Origin of the sequence: Rubinisphaera italica (assembly GCF_007859715.1) — a bacterium.
In the GTDB taxonomy this organism is placed as follows: Bacteria; Planctomycetota; Planctomycetia; order Planctomycetales; family Planctomycetaceae; genus Rubinisphaera; species Rubinisphaera italica.
The window spans coordinates 1,324,588-1,343,228 of sequence record NZ_SJPG01000001.1 but is presented as its reverse complement, the minus strand read 5'-3'; the positions used below and the strand labels follow the sequence as shown (position 1 = coordinate 1,343,228).

13 protein-coding genes are annotated in these 18,641 nt (G+C 48.3%); 8 read left to right on the top strand and 5 right to left on the bottom strand.

Annotated elements, in window-relative coordinates:
* Nucleotides 1-56: 56 nt before the first annotated feature.
* Nucleotides 57-3,131: a PVC-type heme-binding CxxCH protein gene (locus Pan54_RS05150; protein WP_165441590.1), complete on the top strand. Its 3,075-nt coding sequence runs from the start codon at nucleotides 57-59 to the stop codon at nucleotides 3,129-3,131.
* Between the two features lie 76 nt (nucleotides 3,132-3,207).
* Here the strand turns inward: Pan54_RS05150 and Pan54_RS05145 are convergent, their stop codons facing one another.
* Entirely contained in the window at nucleotides 3,208-4,581 is a 1,374-nt protein-coding gene (locus tag Pan54_RS05145; RefSeq protein ID WP_146502493.1) for a glycerate kinase type-2 family protein, read from the bottom strand.
* Nucleotides 4,582-4,898: 317 nt separating this feature from the next.
* Between Pan54_RS05145 and Pan54_RS05140 the strand changes: the two genes are divergently transcribed.
* From Pan54_RS05140 to Pan54_RS05130, 3 genes are all read left to right on the top strand, one after another.
* Nucleotides 4,899-5,726 carry a DUF3108 domain-containing protein gene (locus Pan54_RS05140; protein ID WP_146502492.1) on the top strand — a complete coding sequence of 276 codons (828 nt, stop codon included), beginning with the start codon at nucleotides 4,899-4,901 and terminating at the stop codon, nucleotides 5,724-5,726.
* 621 nt (nucleotides 5,727-6,347) lie between these two features.
* A complete protein-coding gene (locus tag Pan54_RS05135; protein ID WP_165441826.1) occupies nucleotides 6,348-7,334 on the top strand; it encodes an IS30 family transposase in 987 nt (328 codons plus the stop codon).
* Nucleotides 7,335-7,432: 98 nt separating this feature from the next.
* Entirely contained in the window at nucleotides 7,433-8,059 is a 627-nt protein-coding gene (locus Pan54_RS05130) for a response regulator transcription factor (protein WP_242631222.1), read from the top strand.
* Between the two features lie 65 nt (nucleotides 8,060-8,124).
* On the opposite strand, the gene ilvC is transcribed toward Pan54_RS05130, so the two are convergent.
* The 3 genes from ilvC to Pan54_RS05115 form a co-directional block, all read right to left on the bottom strand.
* Nucleotides 8,125-9,129 carry a ketol-acid reductoisomerase gene (ilvC, locus tag Pan54_RS05125; RefSeq protein ID WP_146502490.1) on the bottom strand — a complete coding sequence of 335 codons (1,005 nt, stop codon included), beginning with the start codon at nucleotides 9,127-9,129 and terminating at the stop codon, nucleotides 8,125-8,127.
* A gap of 149 nt (nucleotides 9,130-9,278) precedes the next feature.
* Nucleotides 9,279-9,806, bottom strand: coding sequence for an acetolactate synthase small subunit (gene ilvN / locus Pan54_RS05120; protein ID WP_146502489.1), 528 nt, complete (start codon nucleotides 9,804-9,806; stop codon nucleotides 9,279-9,281).
* 335 nt (nucleotides 9,807-10,141) lie between these two features.
* Complete coding sequence (locus Pan54_RS05115; protein ID WP_242631221.1) at nucleotides 10,142-11,605, bottom strand: cryptochrome/photolyase family protein; 1,464 nt, start codon at nucleotides 11,603-11,605, stop codon at nucleotides 10,142-10,144.
* A 260-nt stretch (nucleotides 11,606-11,865) separates the two neighbouring features.
* On the opposite strand from Pan54_RS05115, the gene Pan54_RS05110 reads away from it, so the two are divergent.
* Both Pan54_RS05110 and Pan54_RS05105 read left to right on the top strand, forming a co-directional pair.
* Nucleotides 11,866-12,540: an ABC transporter ATP-binding protein gene (locus Pan54_RS05110; RefSeq protein WP_146502488.1), complete on the top strand. Its 675-nt coding sequence runs from the start codon at nucleotides 11,866-11,868 to the stop codon at nucleotides 12,538-12,540.
* A 215-nt stretch (nucleotides 12,541-12,755) separates the two neighbouring features.
* Nucleotides 12,756-14,123 carry an ABC transporter permease gene (locus tag Pan54_RS05105; protein ID WP_146502487.1) on the top strand — a complete coding sequence of 456 codons (1,368 nt, stop codon included), beginning with the start codon at nucleotides 12,756-12,758 and terminating at the stop codon, nucleotides 14,121-14,123.
* A 76-nt stretch (nucleotides 14,124-14,199) separates the two neighbouring features.
* On the opposite strand, the gene Pan54_RS05100 is transcribed toward Pan54_RS05105, so the two are convergent.
* Entirely contained in the window at nucleotides 14,200-14,889 is a 690-nt protein-coding gene (locus Pan54_RS05100) for a TIGR04283 family arsenosugar biosynthesis glycosyltransferase (protein WP_146502486.1), read from the bottom strand.
* 301 nt (nucleotides 14,890-15,190) lie between these two features.
* On the opposite strand from Pan54_RS05100, the gene Pan54_RS05095 reads away from it, so the two are divergent.
* Complete coding sequence (locus Pan54_RS05095) at nucleotides 15,191-15,961, top strand: segregation and condensation protein A (protein ID WP_146502485.1); 771 nt, start codon at nucleotides 15,191-15,193, stop codon at nucleotides 15,959-15,961.
* A gap of 84 nt (nucleotides 15,962-16,045) precedes the next feature.
* Entirely contained in the window at nucleotides 16,046-18,631 is a 2,586-nt protein-coding gene (locus tag Pan54_RS05090) for an ATP-binding cassette domain-containing protein (protein ID WP_146502484.1), read from the top strand.
* The last annotated feature ends 10 nt before the right edge of the window (nucleotides 18,632-18,641 follow it).

Genomic DNA, 18,641 nt, shown 5'->3' with positions numbered 1-18,641 from the left:
AGCTGCGCTCCCTCCCCAACCTCATCCGCACTTTGCTTTTCCAGAGGATGCCCGACATGCAACGATTGACGCTACTAGCGATCACGATCATATCCATTGGACTTTTCACAGATCGAAATCTCCAAGCCGGACCTCTTTCAACTGAGGATGCGAAACAATCCTTTGAATTGCGTAACGGCTATCAAATTTCACTCGTCGCCAGCGAACCCGAAGTCATCGATCCTGTTGCAATGGCTTTTGACGAAACCGGTCGACTCTGGGTTGTTGAAATGCGGGATTATCCCAACGGCCCTGCAGAAGGAGAGCCCGGGAAGAGCCGCATCAAAATATTGCGAGATACGGATGGCGATGGCTATTACGAAACCGCTGTCACCTTTGCGGACAATTTGCTATTTGCCACAGGAATACTACCCTGGAAAGGTGGTGTCATCGTAACGCTCTCCGGAAAAGTGGAGTACTTCAAAGACACGAATGGCGATGACAAATTTGATGAGCGAGAAACCTGGCTGGAAGGTTTTGCAGAGCAGAACCCTCAATTGCGAGCCAATCATCCGACATTGGGACCTGATGGTTTCATCTATGTCGCCAATGGACTCCGTGGCGGCTCAATCACGTCTGTCCGAGCAGACTGGCCTCAACTGACAGAGCCGATTGAATTACGAGGTAAAGATTTTCGTTTTGATCCACAGACTGGAAAGTGTGAATCGATCGCGGGAAATGGTCAGTTTGGAATGTCATTTGACCAATGGGGACATCGAATGATCTGCTCAAACCGTAACCCATGTATGCAGGTCATGCTTTCCTACGATCAACTCGAGCGACAACCGCGAGCAGTCATCAATAGTCTGGTGCATGATGTCTCTCCCTCCGGTGTCGATTCCAAACTCTCCGCTCTGACCGGCAACTGGACAACCTCCAATTTACATCAGGGACAATTCACAGCCGCCTGTGGAGTTCTCAGTTCTCAATCTCCTCAACTTAATATTCAAAACATAACAATAGGTCTTCCTTTCAAGAGAGACCCCGACCCCGGCTTAAATAATTTCTTCATTTACGCCTGCGATCCTACAGCCAATCTCATCCATCGCGATCAGATAAAGTATTCTGGTTCCACATTTGCTGCAGTAGAACCTCATCAGGAAAAAGAGTTCCTAGCTAGTAGTGATGAATGGTTTCGTCCCGTCAATCTAAAGATCGGCCCTGATGGATCATTGTATGTAGCCGACATGTATCGTGCGGTCATAGAGCACCCCCAGTTCATGCCGGACGAATTGAAAAAACGTCCCGATCTGACTTTGGGAAATGATCGCGGTCGCATCTGGAAAATTAAAGACGAAGACCCGGTATTTTTAGAAGATCCCGAGCTCTCCCAAGTCATTTTAGAGGATTCTAAGAATACAGCAGTAACACTATTGAAATGGTTGTCCTGCAATAGGGAATGGAAACGGGACACCGCTTTTCGAATCGTTATCCAGGAGCAGGATGAGTCGATCCTTGAATCCACAGAAAAATGGCTAACTGAGCAATCTTCAGGTAAAACATTCCTCGTAGCAATTCGACTGCAGAGTTATTTTCAGAAGTTGAAAGAAGAACATCTGCTTTCCGGATTAAAGCACAAGGACCCACGTGTCGTTGCACAGACATTGAGAATGATTAAAGAGATTCCGACCAACAGTGAGAATTTGTTTTCAAATGTTCTTGAGTGCCTGAAAAACGAACACGGCCCAGTTCGCTTTGAAGCACTGCTGGCCCTGCAGAATTTTTCGGAGGACTCTCCCGAAACAATGAATTCCGTTGTGGATTCGGTTGTGAATCATAATTCCGATTCCTGGTCAATACTGGCCACTCTTCTTCTATTCGATTCAGAACAACTGGATGAACTTTTGAATTCGGTTCTTGAATCTAAAATCTCAATCACTCAAAAATCGGAATTGACTCAGCAGATTGCGGAATTAATCGGCCGCATTAACGATGCTGAGCAAGTCGAGGACGTGCTTTCCACACTGTTTCAGCAAACTCCTCCACGTTCATCATCAGAAATCAAACCTGTGCTTTCAGGACTAGGAGCCGGACTGAAATCTCGAGGAGTGAAATTGTCCAATGCCATCGCAATGTTTATGAACAAGCCGGAACACATGCTGGCAAAGCAGCAAATCGCCTCATTGACAGAGGAATTGAAGTTGCCTTTCGGCAAGAATGAAAATCAAGTCGTTCAACCCCGTAAATACCCTCTCCAGGAAAAAGTGCAAGTCATCTCTTTGATGGAATATTTACCAGGCGGTTCTATCAGAGTGCTACTCGATGAGTTAATCGTTGAACCGACCTTACCCGTCGATTTGAGAATTGCGGCTCTGAATTCGCTAGCGGGAGGGGATCATGAAATCACACCCGAACAGACGCAAAATCTGGTGACTTTAATCCGCAGTGAAACCCCGGCTATGCGTCGAGAGTTGATTGAATTCTGCTTGAAATCAACACCACGGACATTAACTCTGCTGGAATCGATCGATCAGGGGAAACTCAAATTCCGCGAACTGGCCGGGGATCAGCAGACTCGAATTGCCCGTTCACGGGATCAGGCCGTTTCTGCTTTATATAACAAATTGAAATCGTCACAAAAAGAATCGAATCGCGATGCAGTCTTGGCGGCATATAAGGCGAATCTGGATCAGCAAAAACTGGATCGCCCGGCAGCAATTAGAGGTCGTGAACACTTCAAGCAGCATTGTGCGATCTGCCATCAAATCGGTGCAGATGGAGTCCGCGTAGGACCAGACATCAGCGACACGCGTACAAAACGCAGTGATGAATTGCTCACCTCGATTCTCGATCCGAACCGCGCCATCGACAATAACTATTTCAGCTATACCGCAGTAACAGCCGAAGGAAAAATTGCAACTGGCATCCTTGCCGAGGAAACACCTTATACGATTACACTCAAGCAGGCAAAAGGAACCACCATTTCATTGCAGCGGGAAGAAATTGATGAGTTCGCCTCGGATGGCGTGTCTTTTATGCCTCAGCAATTTGAAAAAAACATCTCTAAAGAGCAGATGGTCGAGCTGATTTCTTTCCTGAAAAACTGGAGATACCTCGAAGAGGATGTTCCGTTTGTAGAAGAGGGAAATTGAAGCCGATCAAGGAACTTTTCGAGTAATTATTTTGCTCAGTTCCAATGAAGAATTAAGATTTAAATCTGATACCGGCTCATACAGGCCACACCATTGCAATGGTGATATCCATCACATTAGTGTGCGTCGGGCCGGTTTTCAGTAATGCATTGCATGCATCCAGAAAATGGTAAGCGTCGTGTCTGGCAAGAAAATCTGAAGGCGGGAGATTCAATCGATCTGCTTCGTGAATAACGGTCAAATCAGCAAAGCCACCTGCGGCATCGGTTGGGCCATCTTCGCCATCGGTTCCACCGGCAATCAACACGAAACGGTTAACCAGTTCTGGATGCTTTTTCAATTCGTGAATCACAGCCAAGGCGACTTCCTGATTTCTTCCCCCCTTGCCAGGATTACTGACCCCTTTCAGGGAGACCGTTGTTTCTCCTCCGTAGAGCAGGCAAACCGGTTTTGAGATTTTCCCAGACTCTTCGAGAGCTTGCCGAATGATTTGCTGAGCAAATAACTGAGCCTCTCCTTCGTTGAAAGCTCCTGCATTGATAACATCGTATCCAAGATTTATTGCTCTTTGTTCAGAAGCATTCAAAGCAATCGCGTTGCTTCCCACAATCTTATTGATGACATGAACGGAGACTTGCTCATTGTGACTGGAGTTCTTTGTGTCAGAAAGATAGAGGCGAATCGACTCCGGGAATTCTGAGGCCAGATACTTTTGCAGAATCGAAAGGGCTTGACCGGGATTATGTTCAGAAGTGACTGTTGGGCCTGAAGCAATTGTTTCGAGAGGGTCGCCGATGACATCGGAAATGATCATCGTAATCATCGTCCCTGCGTTGCAGGCTTTGGACAATCCTCCCCCTTTAATTTTCGAGAGATGCCTGCGAACCAGATTCAGTTCTTCAATGGTGGCGCCGTGTCTGCTCAATTTCCGAGTGACAAACAACTTATCTTCCAGTGAAATCGCATCAACAGGGGCTGGCAATAAGGCGCTCCCGCCACCGGAAAGCAGAACCACGACGAGATCGTTGGCGTCTGCATTTGCAACAAGTTCTAATATTTTTTGTGTTCCTTCGACTCCTGCCAGTCTCGGTTCATTCACACCAGCCGGGCGGGCGGCATGAATGTGAATCGATGTGGAAGTATCATTTCGTTCCTCATCAACACAATCTTCCGGGACATTTACCCAACCCTGGACTCGCTCTCGCAGAAATTCGGATCCGAGCTGGTCTTCAAGACCATCGACCATCCCCTGACCCGCTTTTCCACCACCGACTACGATCAATTTCTGAAACTGATCTAAAGGGAATTTCTGTCCCATGAGAATGAGTTCATCGTTTTTCAGAACAACATTTTTGGCGACTAAATGTCGGGAATCAATTTCGGCGACTCCTGCACGCCAGATTTTGAGAGCATGCTCGCGGCGTTCCAGAATTTGGGTCAAATCAGGCATTTGAGATCGTTTGCTTTATGAATAGGTCTCTTAAGAATGTGGCGAGCGTTTCATTTGAGTGATCAATAAAACCGATACATCTGTTACAAAAAGACATCACAACGGACTCTGTTGATGCCATTTTCTGATCAGATCACAACACAATATGTCGTTCCTATCAATCGTACCAATGGATTTGCAGACAAATGCGCTTCCCACAAAGGTCGGGATTGCATTTTCTATGCCTGCGGACGACAGTATAGCCTTGAATCTGGCAATGTCGCGACTTCGGCACTGCTGCCACTCGTCGTTTCCCTGATGTTCATGAGGAATAGTGGATGTTGACTTCCATTTTGAAATGTGTACCTGCCCGCAGCCTGTGGCTGTGTGTCATCTGTGTTCTGACAACATCAACTCTGGCATCGGCTCAGGGACTGGTCTGGAATCTTCCAGACTCCGGCACGGGTGTTAAATACACAGGCGATTATCGACAGGTCACTTACCGTCCCCAAAGTACGCAGGGAGATTTATCTCTGGAATGGCGTCGCACGATGGAAATTCGCTGTCTTGCACGTGAGATGGCCGATTATCAGGGAGAGAATGCCGCGTGTGTCTGGCTGGAATATGAAGTTGTGACTGGCCAGCAGGTTGATGGAAATCTGGAGTCCGGACCAGGTGGAACCCGCATTTATAAAGTGCTTGTCCCGGAATCCGCCATCAATGGACTTGAGTTCTTTCAAGCTAAAGTTCCAAATGCTTTCGTGCCTGTTGTGAAGGGTTTCCAGAAAATTGGAGAAGGAGAAGTTGAGGAATTCAAGCACCCTGTGCTGCAGATATTCCCAGTTCTCTCACAGGTCTTCCTGAATGAAAAATTGACCGTGGCTGGCACAGAATCGGTTTCCGTCACGGCTGGACAATACGATGCCCAGAAACTTGAGTGCCAATCAGCTATCGAAGATCCGCAATCCCGTACCACCAACACCTCTCAGGTTTGGGTGGCAGATGACATTCCCTTTGGCACCGTGCAGTGGAAAGTTCGTATCGACCGCGAAGTCAAAACAGCCGCAGATACCCGCGACCAGTTTCGGAAGCATTCCGAGATTTCGATCGATATGCAAGCCGCTCAATTGATCGAGAATGTCACCTCGAAAATTAGCACGCCCTAGCCATCTGTTCCATGTGAAAACCTAAGATATAGGTTGATAACGGTTCTTAACTTTATTAATTCACAGGAATGAGAAAGATTGAAACGCCCAATCACCCAAATGGGTGGTCTGCATAATTGATATGGAAATCCGGTTTCTATTTGGAACAGGGTTTAGTAGTCCGTCGATCGTTAAAAGTCGTGTAAATTCAGCATCGAATAACGGGAAACTGTCTGCGGAATTGCAGTTTGAGGGCGAGATTTAAAGCTCGACAGAGTACAGGTGGACCGTTCCAGCTCAATATGTGAGTTGAAAAATTTCAATGGTAAGTCCATCTGATCGAACGCTTGTTCATACCGGCATTCTAACATTTTCGCGTCAATCGCTGACTTCATTGCCCTTTTGCTGCTGTAATCTGCTTTCGAATTGAATTTGGCGGGCTTACGACACAGCCCAAAAGGCTTACAGGTCGATGTTAAAGGAGTCTATACAATTGAATTATGCTTAAATTTTCAGCTATTTTCGGACGCAAATATGGTGGATTCAATTTTGAAATGCACGGGTTGATGGAAAAAGAGTGACATTCGTGAGATGGTTTGTTTTGACCAAACGACCATCAATCCTACTAAGAAGAAATCACGAATGTCACACACGCATCTTACTGCTGAGGAACGTGATTCCATAGCGCACATGCACGCCCTGGGACACTCTCGAATAGAAATTGCGCGCGAGTTATCCCGAGACCCCAGCACGATCTCCCGAGAACTGCGGCGGAATTCGGATGCGACCGGGAAGTATTTCGCCGGGAAAGCCGACCGCAAAGCGCGACGGCGTCGACAACTCTGCAAACTCCCCTGGAAACTCAACCACGCTCCGCTCAAAGAATTCCTGCTCGATAAGTTGTCTCTCAAGTGGTCGCCGGAACAGATTGCAGGTCAACTCTTGCGACTGCATCCTCGGGAGGCCAGAATGCGAATATCCATTGAGACGATTTACGCCTGGATCAAAGCAAACAAAAAGCAGGGCGGCAACATCTACAGGCAGCTGCGTCAATCGAGAAAGAAACGCCGCAAACGCTACGGCACAGGGATCTCCAGACGATGCGACCCGACCAAAAAGCCAATGGATCAGCGACCGGTTTCTGCACGCAATCGTTCGCGGATCGGGCACTGGGAATCGGATACCATCGAGGGTCAAAAGGGGACCGGCTACATTGTCACGCATGTCGAACGCAAGACCGGCTATCTTGTGGCGAGCTATCTGCCGGACAAGAAAGCATCGACGTTGAACGCGGCTTCGGTGTTTGCGTTTGAGGGGTTGCCATCGTCATTGATTCGAACTTTGACGACGGACAACGGGAGTGAGTTTTCGGGTCATCGAGAGTTGGAGCAAGCCCTGCATTGTGCGATCTATTTTGCTCCGGCTCGCCAGCCGTGGCAACGCGGCCAGAATGAGAACACCAACGGGCTTCTGCGGCAATACTTCCTGAAGGGGAGCGATTTCCGTAAACTGAAAGCCGAGGATATTCAAGCGGCTGTGATGGAGTTGAACAACCGGCCTCGCAAAAAGTACCAATTCAAATCACCACACGAACTGTTCGAACCCAAAACCCGTGCATTTCAAAATTGAATCCACCTATGATCTACACAAAGCCTCATATCAGATTGACTACTTCTTCTCCTTCAGTTCCTTACAATTCACAGCCTCAAACGCCGGCATACAGAGTGATGCTTTCAGAACTTTCTCCATTTCTGGGGGACGCACTGAGCCAATGTTTAACGGCTGATGGAATTGAAACAACCACTCATTCTGGTTCCCTCGATGCCGAAATCCAACTTGCCAGTTCTGGTTGTAGAATCATTGCGATTCTTGATCCCGTTCATGATCGTCACGCAACATTCGAACGTGCCAAACAACTCACGGAATTAGAAATTCCGTATGCATTTTTAACACAAGACATTAAACCAGCCTGGCTGAGTTGGGCGATTCAATTGGGAGCAACCGGCTGGATCACACTGGATGGAAATGTCGAGGAAATCGGCTCGATCATTTCTCAACTTTTAACAGGTCGCATTAAACAGTTCTGGAGTACGAAAGCCCGACTAATGCTCGATTTGTCCAATGGAAAACCTCAACTGACTGAGGATTACGTCGCCTCAAAGCTAACTGCACTTCAGCTGGAAGTCTTTTTGCATCTGGCCGAAGGGAAGACTGTCAAAAAAGTAGCCGAGGAGATGGGCCTTACGGTGAAAGCCGTTGACAGCCACAAATATCGAATTATGCAACGCCTGATGCTGCATGATCGCGTTTATTTATCGCGACTGGCAATTCGTGAAGGCTGGATCGACGCATAAAAAAACCGCCACCAGTATTTGGTGGCGGTTTTAAGATTCAATTGTCTATGCACGACGAAATCGGCTTAAACTTCCTTGGAATCGATCCAGCTCATCATGCTGCGAAGTTCACGACCGACTTTTTCGATTTCGTGAGTTCGTTCCTGACGGCGAACCGCTTTGAAGGCTGCCTGATTGGCTTTGTTTTCCAGAATCCATTCCTTGGCGAACTGACCGTTCTGAATTTCGGTCAAAACGCGTTTCATTTCCTTCTTGGTTTCTTCAGTCACAATGCGAGGCCCGCGAGTGTAATCGCCGAACTCGGCTGTGTTGGAAACGCTATAACGCATGTAGTTGAGTCCGCCCTGATAGAACAGGTCGACGATCAACTTCAACTCGTGCATACATTCGAAGTAGGCCATCTCAGGCTGATACCCCGCTTCAACGAGTGTTTCAAAACCAGCTTTAACCAGAGCAGAAACACCACCACACAGTACAACCTGCTCGCCGAACAGATCGGTTTCGGTTTCTTCAGCAAACGATGTTTCAATCACACCGCCGCGTGTTCCGCCGATTCCCTTGGCATAAGCCAGAGCCAGGCTGCGTGATTCTTCAGAAGCACCGTCACCCATGGCGATCAAAGAAGGGACTCCGCCACCTTTAACGTACTCGCTTCGTACCAGATGTCCCGGGCCTTTGGGAGCAACCAGAGCTGTATCGACACCTTCTGGGGGAGTGATTTGCCCGAAGTGGATGTTGAAGCCGTGTGAGCACATCAGCAGATTGCCCGGTTTGAGGCGATCTTTAATTTGAGCACGGAAGACATCGCCCTGAACTTCATCGGGCAGCAGAATGTTGATCAGATCGCCGGCATCGGTCGCTTCGTCGGCTGGCATTGGCTCGAAACCATGTTCTACAGCCAGATCGTAGTTCGGGCTGCCTTTACGCTGACCAATCACCACATTGCAACCGCTATCTCGCAGGTTTTGAGCTTGTGCATGTCCCTGGCTACCGTATCCGAGAATGGCGATGGTCTTATCTTTGAGTAAAGAGAGATCGGCATCGGCATCGTAATAAACTTTAATTGACATCGTTTCAGAGCTTTCACATTTCAATAGAGTACGACATTATTGTCGAAATGACTGATCAGAAAGAAAGTCCGCGATCAATCGAGGCTTTCCACATTTATGAAGAAATGTCTTCGGAAATGCAGGGATTCCCAAAAACGCTTCGTTTCCGACTATTTGACGGGAGCACTCATCGGTTGCAAATCATAGAGTACTGGCTTTTCGATATTTTCCCGCGTCAGAGCAATTCGCCCGGTGCGAACCAATTCGATGATCCCGAAAGGCCGCATTACATCGACAAAAGCCGCAATTTTCTGCTCGGGACCTGAGATTTCAATCATCACCTGATGCGGACGAACATCGACAATTTTCGCACGGAAAATATCGACCATCTCTTTGACCTGAGTCATCGAGGTCCCTTCGGTGCGAACTTTAATGAGCATCAAATCGCGTTCGACGAAATCTTTGTTCGAGAAATCAATCACCTGCACCACAGTGACAATTTTTTCAAGCTGTTTTCGGACCTGATCCAGGACACGATCGTCGCCACTGACGACGAATGTCATTCGTGAAAATTCGGGAATGTCTGTCTCGCCGACAGCAAGACTTTCGATATTGAAAGCACGGGAGGCCAACATTCCAGAAATATGTGCCAGCACACCAGGCTGATTCATAACCAGAGCCGATAAAACATGTTTCATAAAAAGTTCTCAACAACCATAACGGAACAACATTGACTGATCTGTCCTCAACAGAACCTGAGCCACCAAACGCATCGGGGCTGTCGTCAGTCTTGGACCACATAAGAAAAGCCACGTCCAGCAGGACACGCAAGTGGTCAATCAGGCTCAGTCTAACCAGCAGAACTTCGATTCTCAACTCGCCAATGACCTGACTTGACCGGAAATCTGCCAATTCGTTCTTAGTATTCCTGAGATATCAACTTAAAATGTCAAAAACTAAGAAATTCACAGAGCCGTGGCACATATCCAGAACACAAAATACACGAACCATTGCAGGCTTTGCTCGGCCATATTTATTTGATTTTTTCCCATTTTTCGAGGGCAAGATCCCGTTGTTCTGCATGATTGACGATGGGCTTTGGATAATCCTTCCCCAATTCCACCCCAGCCTGCTGCAAAACTTGCTCGGGAGCTTCAGCAGGCTTGTGAATCCATTTATTTGGCAAATCGGCCAGTTCCGGGCACCATTTTCGCAGATAATCCCCCTGTTTATCAAACTTTTCGGACTGCGTGGTCGGGTTGAACACTCTGAAATAGGGAGCAGCATCCGCTCCGCAGCCGGAAGCCCATTGCCAGCCGAAGGTGTTGCTGGCCAAATCGGCATCGACAAGCGTATCCATAAACCAGTCCGCTCCCTCTCGCCAATGGATCTGCAGATCTTTAGTCAGAAATGAAGCGACGATCATCCGAACACGATTGTGCATCCAACCGGTCAGCCATAGTTCCCGCATGCCCGCATCGACGATGGGATACCCAGTCTGACCTTTCTGCCACGCTTTCAGCCACTTTTTGCTGCTTTTCCAGCTAAAATCCTGAAATTTCTCCTGCAAGGGTTCGCTCACGGTGTGGGGAAAGTGATAAAGCACGTAATAGCTGAACTCCCGCCAGCCGATTTCACTGAGATAGATGTCCGCGTTTTTTACCGCGTCGCTTTTATTTTGATCCCTGAACTTCGCGATCACATCCTGCGTTTCCCAATAAACTTGGCGAGGTGTGATTTCCCCAAAATGCAAATGCGGAGACAACCGCGACGTTCCATAATGGCTCGGGAGATTTCGCTCTTCCTGATAATCCTCGACGAGTTCTGTCAGAAATTTATCGAGGTTTTTCAGCGCTCCCTCAGTCCCCGGAGACCACATTTCTTCCAGCCCCCCTGCCCAGTCGATCGTCGGATTCAACTTCAAATCCTTTAGAGCCAGACTTTGAGGGAACTTTTTGGGCACAGTCAGTTTCTTAGGTTTCGGCAATGGTTTGGCGAATTCGAGCTTTTTGAGACAGGCTATCCAGAAAGGCGTGAAAACCTGGTAGGGGTTATCGCTTTGTGTGTAAATATCAGTCGGATCGACGAGCAAACTGGCCGGGAATAACTCGCAGACAACGGCTTCATCCGACAATTCCGTAATAATCTGCTCATCTGTCGCCTGCTCATGAGGTTCATAAATGCGATTCCAGAAAACAGCAGAAGCTTCTGTCTGTTGAATCACATCCTTAAGAACAGTCAGTGCATCTCCCTGACGGAGTATCAGCTTTTGGTTGAATTCGGCTTTCAGGTGATCGCTTAAAACCTGCAAAGACCGATGCAACCACCAGCAGGTCGCCCCTCCAAGAAACCAATCCGTTTCCCGTTCAGGCAGAATGTACAGCAAAATGAGGGGTCGCCTCAGCTTACTGGCTTCCAGTAATGCAGGGTGATCAACCAGGCGCATATCCTGACGAAACCAGATAATAACGGGGAAATCTTTCTCTGAATCGCTCACTTAAACAGCCTTTGAAGCACTAATTTTTGATTCTCTGTTTTCTTCCTGTTATAGAGGCAAGACTCTCCAACACAAGAACGGATTCGCTCGTAACATTCGATAACTGCTCATAATTCGATATGATCACTCAACCACCTGGGTGGCGGGGGCGTCTCGAAGAGAAGCCCCCGAATCGGGGAACTATCGAGGGCTACCCAAAATGCTGAGCGCCCGCCACCCGGAATGTAAACTCATTCATAAAACACTGAAACAAAATACACATGTCTCTCGAACTCAAAAACGTCCGCAAAAATTATCGGGAACCGAACGGGCACGATTTGCCTGTGCTCGATATCCCTCACTTCAAACTTGAAACAGGCGAACAAGCCGCCTTGGTCGGTTCGAGTGGCGGCGGAAAGACGACTCTGCTCAATGTGATCTCCGGTATCACAAAACCGGATTCCGGTGAGGTTCTCATTGATGACATCGAAATCACTCGACTTCCGGAAGCGGGTCGGGATCGATTCCGTGCAGAGCGAATTGGCTTTGTCTTCCAGACATTCAATCTTCTGCCTGCCTTCACCGCTTTTGAAAATGTTTTGCTCGGCATGAGTTTCGCCCGCGGCAAAGCCGATCGTGCTCATGCGAAGCAATTGCTCGAAAGCGTTGGTTTGGGACATCGTCTGACACACAAACCGGCTCAACTTTCTGTCGGTGAACAACAACGGGTCGCCATTGCCCGCTCGCTGGCCAATCGTCCCAGTCTTTTGCTGGCCGACGAACCAACCGCCAGTGTCGATCCTGCCAATCAGGAAACGATCCTCAAATTGATTGGCGAGATTTGCAGAGAACACAATGTCTCATTGTTGCTGGTCACACATTCCCCGGAAATCGCGACTCAGTTTGATCGCACAATTCCCTTGCAGGAATTCAACAAGGTGCTGCAAAACGCTTGACTAAATCAAAACAAACAACAAGTCCCCTCTCCCTGAGGAGAGGGTTAGGGTGAGGGGATAAGATCCCGAATTGTCTCATGGACATCGAAGAAATCCCCTCATCCGGCCTTCGGCCACCTTCTCCCCAAGGAGAAGGAAAGAAAACTTTGAATTGAACTAATTAGCTTCCAATTAATACTGCATTCTCAACTATACTAATTTCGAATTGACTCGATATGAATCTGTTTACAATCGCTCTGAAAAGTATCCGTCAGCGATTACTGGCCTCGTCTTTGACAGCCTTAAGTGTTGCTCTGGGTGTCGCTTTGATGATTGCCGTTTTGATTGCCAACACTGTCGTTTCAAAGACGTTTGACCTGCAGGGGTTTGGCTATGATTTGATTGTCGGCCCCCAGGGGAGCGAACTTGATCTGGTTCTGAATACGGTTTACCGCATCGCTCCTCCCATCGAAAACCTGCCGTACCGTTACTACGAAGAGCTAAAAGAAAACAAGCACATCGGCATCGCCGTGCCGATTGCATTAGGCGACAGCACTGAACAGGGAAATTTTCCAATTCTCGGCACGACTGTTGAATATTTTGCCGTCGAATACGCACAGGGAAAGAAGTTTCGTACGAGTGGAGAGTGGCCGAATGGGAAATGGGAATCGGTGATTGGATCCAGCGTCGCCAGAGAGAACAACTGGAAAATTGGCGACGAATTTCAAATGGTGCATGCCGGTCAGGATGATCATGTCCACGATGAAAAATTCAAAATCGTCGGCATCCTCGAAGCGACTGCTACTCCGAATGACCGGACGGTTTTCGTCAACCTGAATGGTTTTTATGCGATTGCAGGCCACGAGAAACCGATTCAGGAAGCGATTGATCGGGAAATGGAATTCTTTGGGGAAACGGAAGCGGAAGTTCGAGCCTATCACGCTGCTGATTTGAAGGAGATGGAAGCTCACGCCGGTCACGATCATAGTGGTCACGACCACGCCCATCATCACGATCACGCCACGCCAGATTTGCAGAAGGAAGTGACGGCCATTCTCGTCCGGATGAAAGAAGATCCAAAGAATCCGACACTGGCTCAATCTCGTGCCATTGAGTTTTCTGCAGACCTGAAAGAGGGATTCAAAGCTCAGGCCGTCAATCCGATTCGCCCGATGCAGCGTTTGATGACTTACCTGGTTGGCAATGTCCGGCTGATTCTGATCAATCTGACCGCAATCATCATTGTGGTTTCGGGAGTCAGCATCTTTGTCAGCATCTATAATTCGATGTCGGAACGAAAACGGGAAATCGCCATCATGCGGGCACTCGGAGCAGACCGTATGGCAGTCTTTTCAATCATCCTCACCGAATCCATCATTCTTTGTCTGGCTGGAGGAATCATTGGAATTCTGCTCGGACATGGACTGATCATGTTCGCCAGCCCAATCCTCGAAGCCAGCACCGGACTCATCATCGATCCACTCGTTTTCGATCCGATGGAACTGACCATCATCCCCGTGATGATCGGTCTGGCCGCCTTAGTCGGATTCATTCCCGGACTGACAGCCTATCGAACGGACGTGGCGGAGAATCTTTCATCGTAAAAAGCCGTAGGTCAGGCTGTGCCTGACAAGATGAATGTGAGACGTCTATATTCGTCATGCACAGCCTGACCTACGATTACCGCACACTCGGATACATCTTCGCTAATCTCGTCGGGGAAACTCCGCAATGAGCAAGCGTGATGATGGTCCAGTTTCTGAGCGTTTGCCGGAAGAGCCCTTGTTTTTGCCAGCGGCGGGGGCTGACGATGATTTTTTGTCGCGAGACAGCAATTCGTCCCAGTTTTCTAAGTCGCTTTGAGAAGATCAAATCTTCCAGAAATGGCTCTTGGGGAAAGCCGCCGAGACTGTTGAAAATGTCTCGTTTCAAATACAGACCCTGATCACCATAAGACCAGCCGAGCCAGCGCACCCGTTGACGATTTCCCCATTCCATCGCTCGATATCTGTAAGAAGCAGCATCGATTTTCTGCGAGAAGCAACCTGCGATCACCCCCGGCTTAACAAGTTGGGACTTTGCATCGAGCAATGTCCCGGCCGTTAATTCACAGTCTGCATGCAGAAATAGTAGAATTTCTCCGCGGGCTTGCTCTGTTCCTGTGTTTTGCTGAATCGCACGTCCCCGAGAACTTTTCAGAACAAGATCTGCGTTTTTGGCTGCTTCGAAAGTTTCATCCTGACTCCCGCCATCGACAACGATGATTTCACAATTCAATTCTCCGAAATCTGGCAAGTTACGTAAAGAATCAATCAACCGCCCTATTCGCTCGGCTTCGTTGAGAGCCGGGATCACAATTGAAATGTCCATTGGTCATTTACTCACTTCCTCCTGTGGTAAAGGAGGTAACTTTGCGAAACTGCATCACTTATTCACGTCGCTCGGATTATTCCGTCGATACTGATTACAGGATAGCGCGCTGAAATTCCATATTGAACCGCCAAGACGCCAAGTTTGAGAAGAGAGTCAATCTTATATGAGAAAAAGAACCGCAGATAGACGCGGATAAACGTAGATTCATTCTATCCGTGATTATCCGTGTCCATCCGTGGTTCTTGAGAATTCTAAGTCCAATTCGTTATGCACTGCCTGACCTACATGTAAAAACTTCATGCAAGCCACTTCTTATCAAATTGATGTGAAAGATTTCTTCAACGGTCCTGTGGATCTGTTGTTGTATCTGGTACGCAAGCAGGAAGTCGATGTCCTGGAGGTTTCGCTGGCAGATATTACGAAGCAGTTTCTGGAATATCTGGAAGTTCTCGAAATTATTGATTTTGATATCGCAGCCGATTTTCTGGTCGCTGCTTCGGCTATGCTGGAGATGAAAAGTCGGCTGGCGTTGATTAAAGATGAAACCGTCGAGCAGGAAGAGGAAGTTGAAGCTGAGGAGACGAACCAGAATCTGGTGCAACATCTGTTGCAGTATCAGCAATTGCGGGAAGCTGCTGAAGCTTTGCAGGAGCAAGCGCTTGCCTGGCAGGATCGATATCCCCGCCTGGCTGATGAACGCCCTTCTTCGAAACGTTCCGTCGCTGATGATGTGATTAAAGATCTGGAAATCTGGGACCTGGTCGGGGCGTTTGCGCGAATCGTCAAGAAGAAAACGAAAGACGGAGAAGCAACCGTCCGCTTCGACGAGACGCCCATTCATGTCTATGTCGAACAGATCGGAAAACAGGTTCGCGAGACGGGTCGGGTTCGATTTCAGGATCTGTTTTCTAAAGAAGACGATCGCAGTAAATCGATCGGAATGTTTCTGGCGATTCTGGAACTCTTAAGGCACCACCATTATCGAGCCGAGCAGGAGCAGGATTTTGCGGACATCTGGATTCTGCCGCCGCTTGAAAATGTCGACCGGGACAACGAAGATGCTGATTGATGGAGGAAATCCATTCCATCAATTATCTGAATAAGCCTCTTGAATAGACAGGCCAATCGCCTGTCCTACGAAGAATTTTCATGTATGTCCGAGTCGAGTTCTGAAAAAACGATCGAAATCATCGGGGCTCGGGTTCATAACCTGCAGAATGTTTCCGTCACAATTCCGCTGCATCAATGGACCGCTCTGGCGGGCGTGAGTGGTTCCGGAAAAAGCAGTCTGGCTTTCGATACGCTGCATGCGGAAAGTCAGCGACGTTACTTTGAAACGCTCTCGACCTCTGCTCGAAATTTGCTCGATCAGCTGGAGCGTCCCGATGTCGATCGCATCGACAATCTGCCCGCGACCATTGCGATCGGCCTGCGAAATCAACCTCGGTTCGGCAATACGACACTTTCACAAACTGCAGAGCTCGATGAGTTGATCATACGACTGCTGATCGACTCAGGCGAATTGCAATGCCCTCAATGTCGGCTTGGTGTTCGTCCCCAATATTTGGCCGACGTCCTGCAACAGATTTCACAGTTTTCGGAAGGCATACGATTTCAGGTTTGTATTCCCGTGCGCGTACAGGCGAAAAAAGTCGATCAGCTCGAAGCTGCTATTCAGGAGGAAAAAACCTTCTGGGAGAATGAAGGGTTCCATCGCTTTCTGGACTTTTCCGGGACAACCTCGAAAAGCAAAAAAACGGCCAGTTTCCTGGTGATTGTGGATCGCCTCAAATCCGAGAAGACCGAGAATTCTCGAACCGCAGAGAGTGTGGAACAGGCTCTCAATATCGGACAGGGGCGTTGTCTAATTCTGGCAGAAGAAGTAGTTGCAGGAATTCAGTATCGCATCCCGATTTCCGATGAACGTGATCGCGAATGGCAAGGATATTTCTTTTCCAGCGAGCCGGAATGTCCCCAGTGTGGCACGATTTATCCGGAACTCGAACCTCAATTGTTTCGGCCGACTTCTCCCATAGGTGCATGTGCTGAATGTTCTGGACGTGGAATCCAGGTGACAAATAAATCGACACATTTGTGCGAGGGGTGCGAGGGATCAGGATTAAGAGAAGTGGCTCGACTGGCCAGATTTCTCCCAGCTGATTCAACGTCAAACAGTCCTTTGACTTATGCAGAAATTCAAAATTTCACGTTGCAGGAGCTCAACGAGAATTTAAATCGAATTGGTTCCCTGAGTTCTTCAATCTCTCAGTCACTGCGAACTGTTCTGCAGAAGAGGATTGCTCTCCTGCTCGAACTCGGTTTAGGCTCACTACAACTCAATAGATTGATTCGCACATTATCGCAAGGAGAATTTCAGCGGGTTGTGCTGATGTCAGCGTTGAATAACGATTTCGTGAACACTCTTTATCTGTTTGATGAACCAACTAACGGACTGCATCCAGCTGATCGGCTTCCCGTTGTCAAGTTTCTCCGTCAGTTAGTTGAGCATGGCAATACAGTCCTGACGATTGAACATCACAGCGATATTCTTGCCAAAGCAGATAGTGTGATTGAACTGGGACCAGCCGCTGGGAAAGAAGGGGGCACGATAACTTATCAGGGAACAGTCGAGCCTTACCTGCAGCAAATCAAGAAAGAATTTCAGGAGAAAGAGGATTCGAACAATTCCGATTTCAGCAATGATCAACCAGATCTCCTGCAGTTGACTGATATTCATTGTCACAATCTCAAAGGAATGGACGTTCAATTTCCGCTCAAGCGACTGACGGCCGTGACCGGAGTTTGTGGTAGCGGAAAATCTACTCTGATCTGCGAAACGCTTTACCCTGCATTGTCTCTGCAAATTGCAGATCGAGGCGAACAGAAAGAAGCCGTCACATTCGAGAACGATCCCTTCCGACCTGCTGGAAAAGTCGCGAGTATTACGGGAGCAGACTCGATTGACGAATGTGTGCTGATGAATGAAACGCAGTTGACGAAATCATCACGCAGCACGCCAGCGACATATCTCAAGGTTTTTGATGACATTCGCAAACTGTTTGCTGAAACAGTTGATGCACAAGCACGCGGTTATACCCCTTCGCGATTCAGTTTCAATTCGAGCCGTGGGGGGCGCTGTTCACATTGCGAAGGTCTTGGTTTCATTGAAATGGACATGCAGTTTCTGGCGAATCTGACACTTCCCTGCCCCGAATGTCATGGTTCCCGTTTTCAGCCGGAGACGCTGAAAGTCAGTTATCGTAATCGTAACATCCACGATGTTCTCTCGATGACAGCCGATGAGGCGTTTGCCTTTTTCAGGAACCATCAAAGCATTCTGCGCAAACTGCAATTGTTGCGAGATGTCGGCCTCGGGTATTTGACACTTGGACAATCGACCGCCACGCTTTCTCGCGGAGAATCCCAGCGACTCAAGCTCGCTTCGTATCTCAATGCAACATCCGGGCTGCATCAATTATTTCTGTTCGATGAACCCGCCAGCGGATTACATCCCCGGGATATTGAAACCCTGCTGCAATCTCTCAAGCGGTTGGTCGAACAGGGACATACTGTCATTGTGATCGAACACGATTCTCGCATCATTCAGGCAGCTGACTGGGTGATCGATCTGGGGATTGATATGGAGACGGGAGAGAGTTCCGCCGTTTATTCTGGATCACCCAGTGGGTTCAGAGATTGCACAGAATCACTGACAGCTCAATATCTCGATCATGTTTGATGTCGAAGAC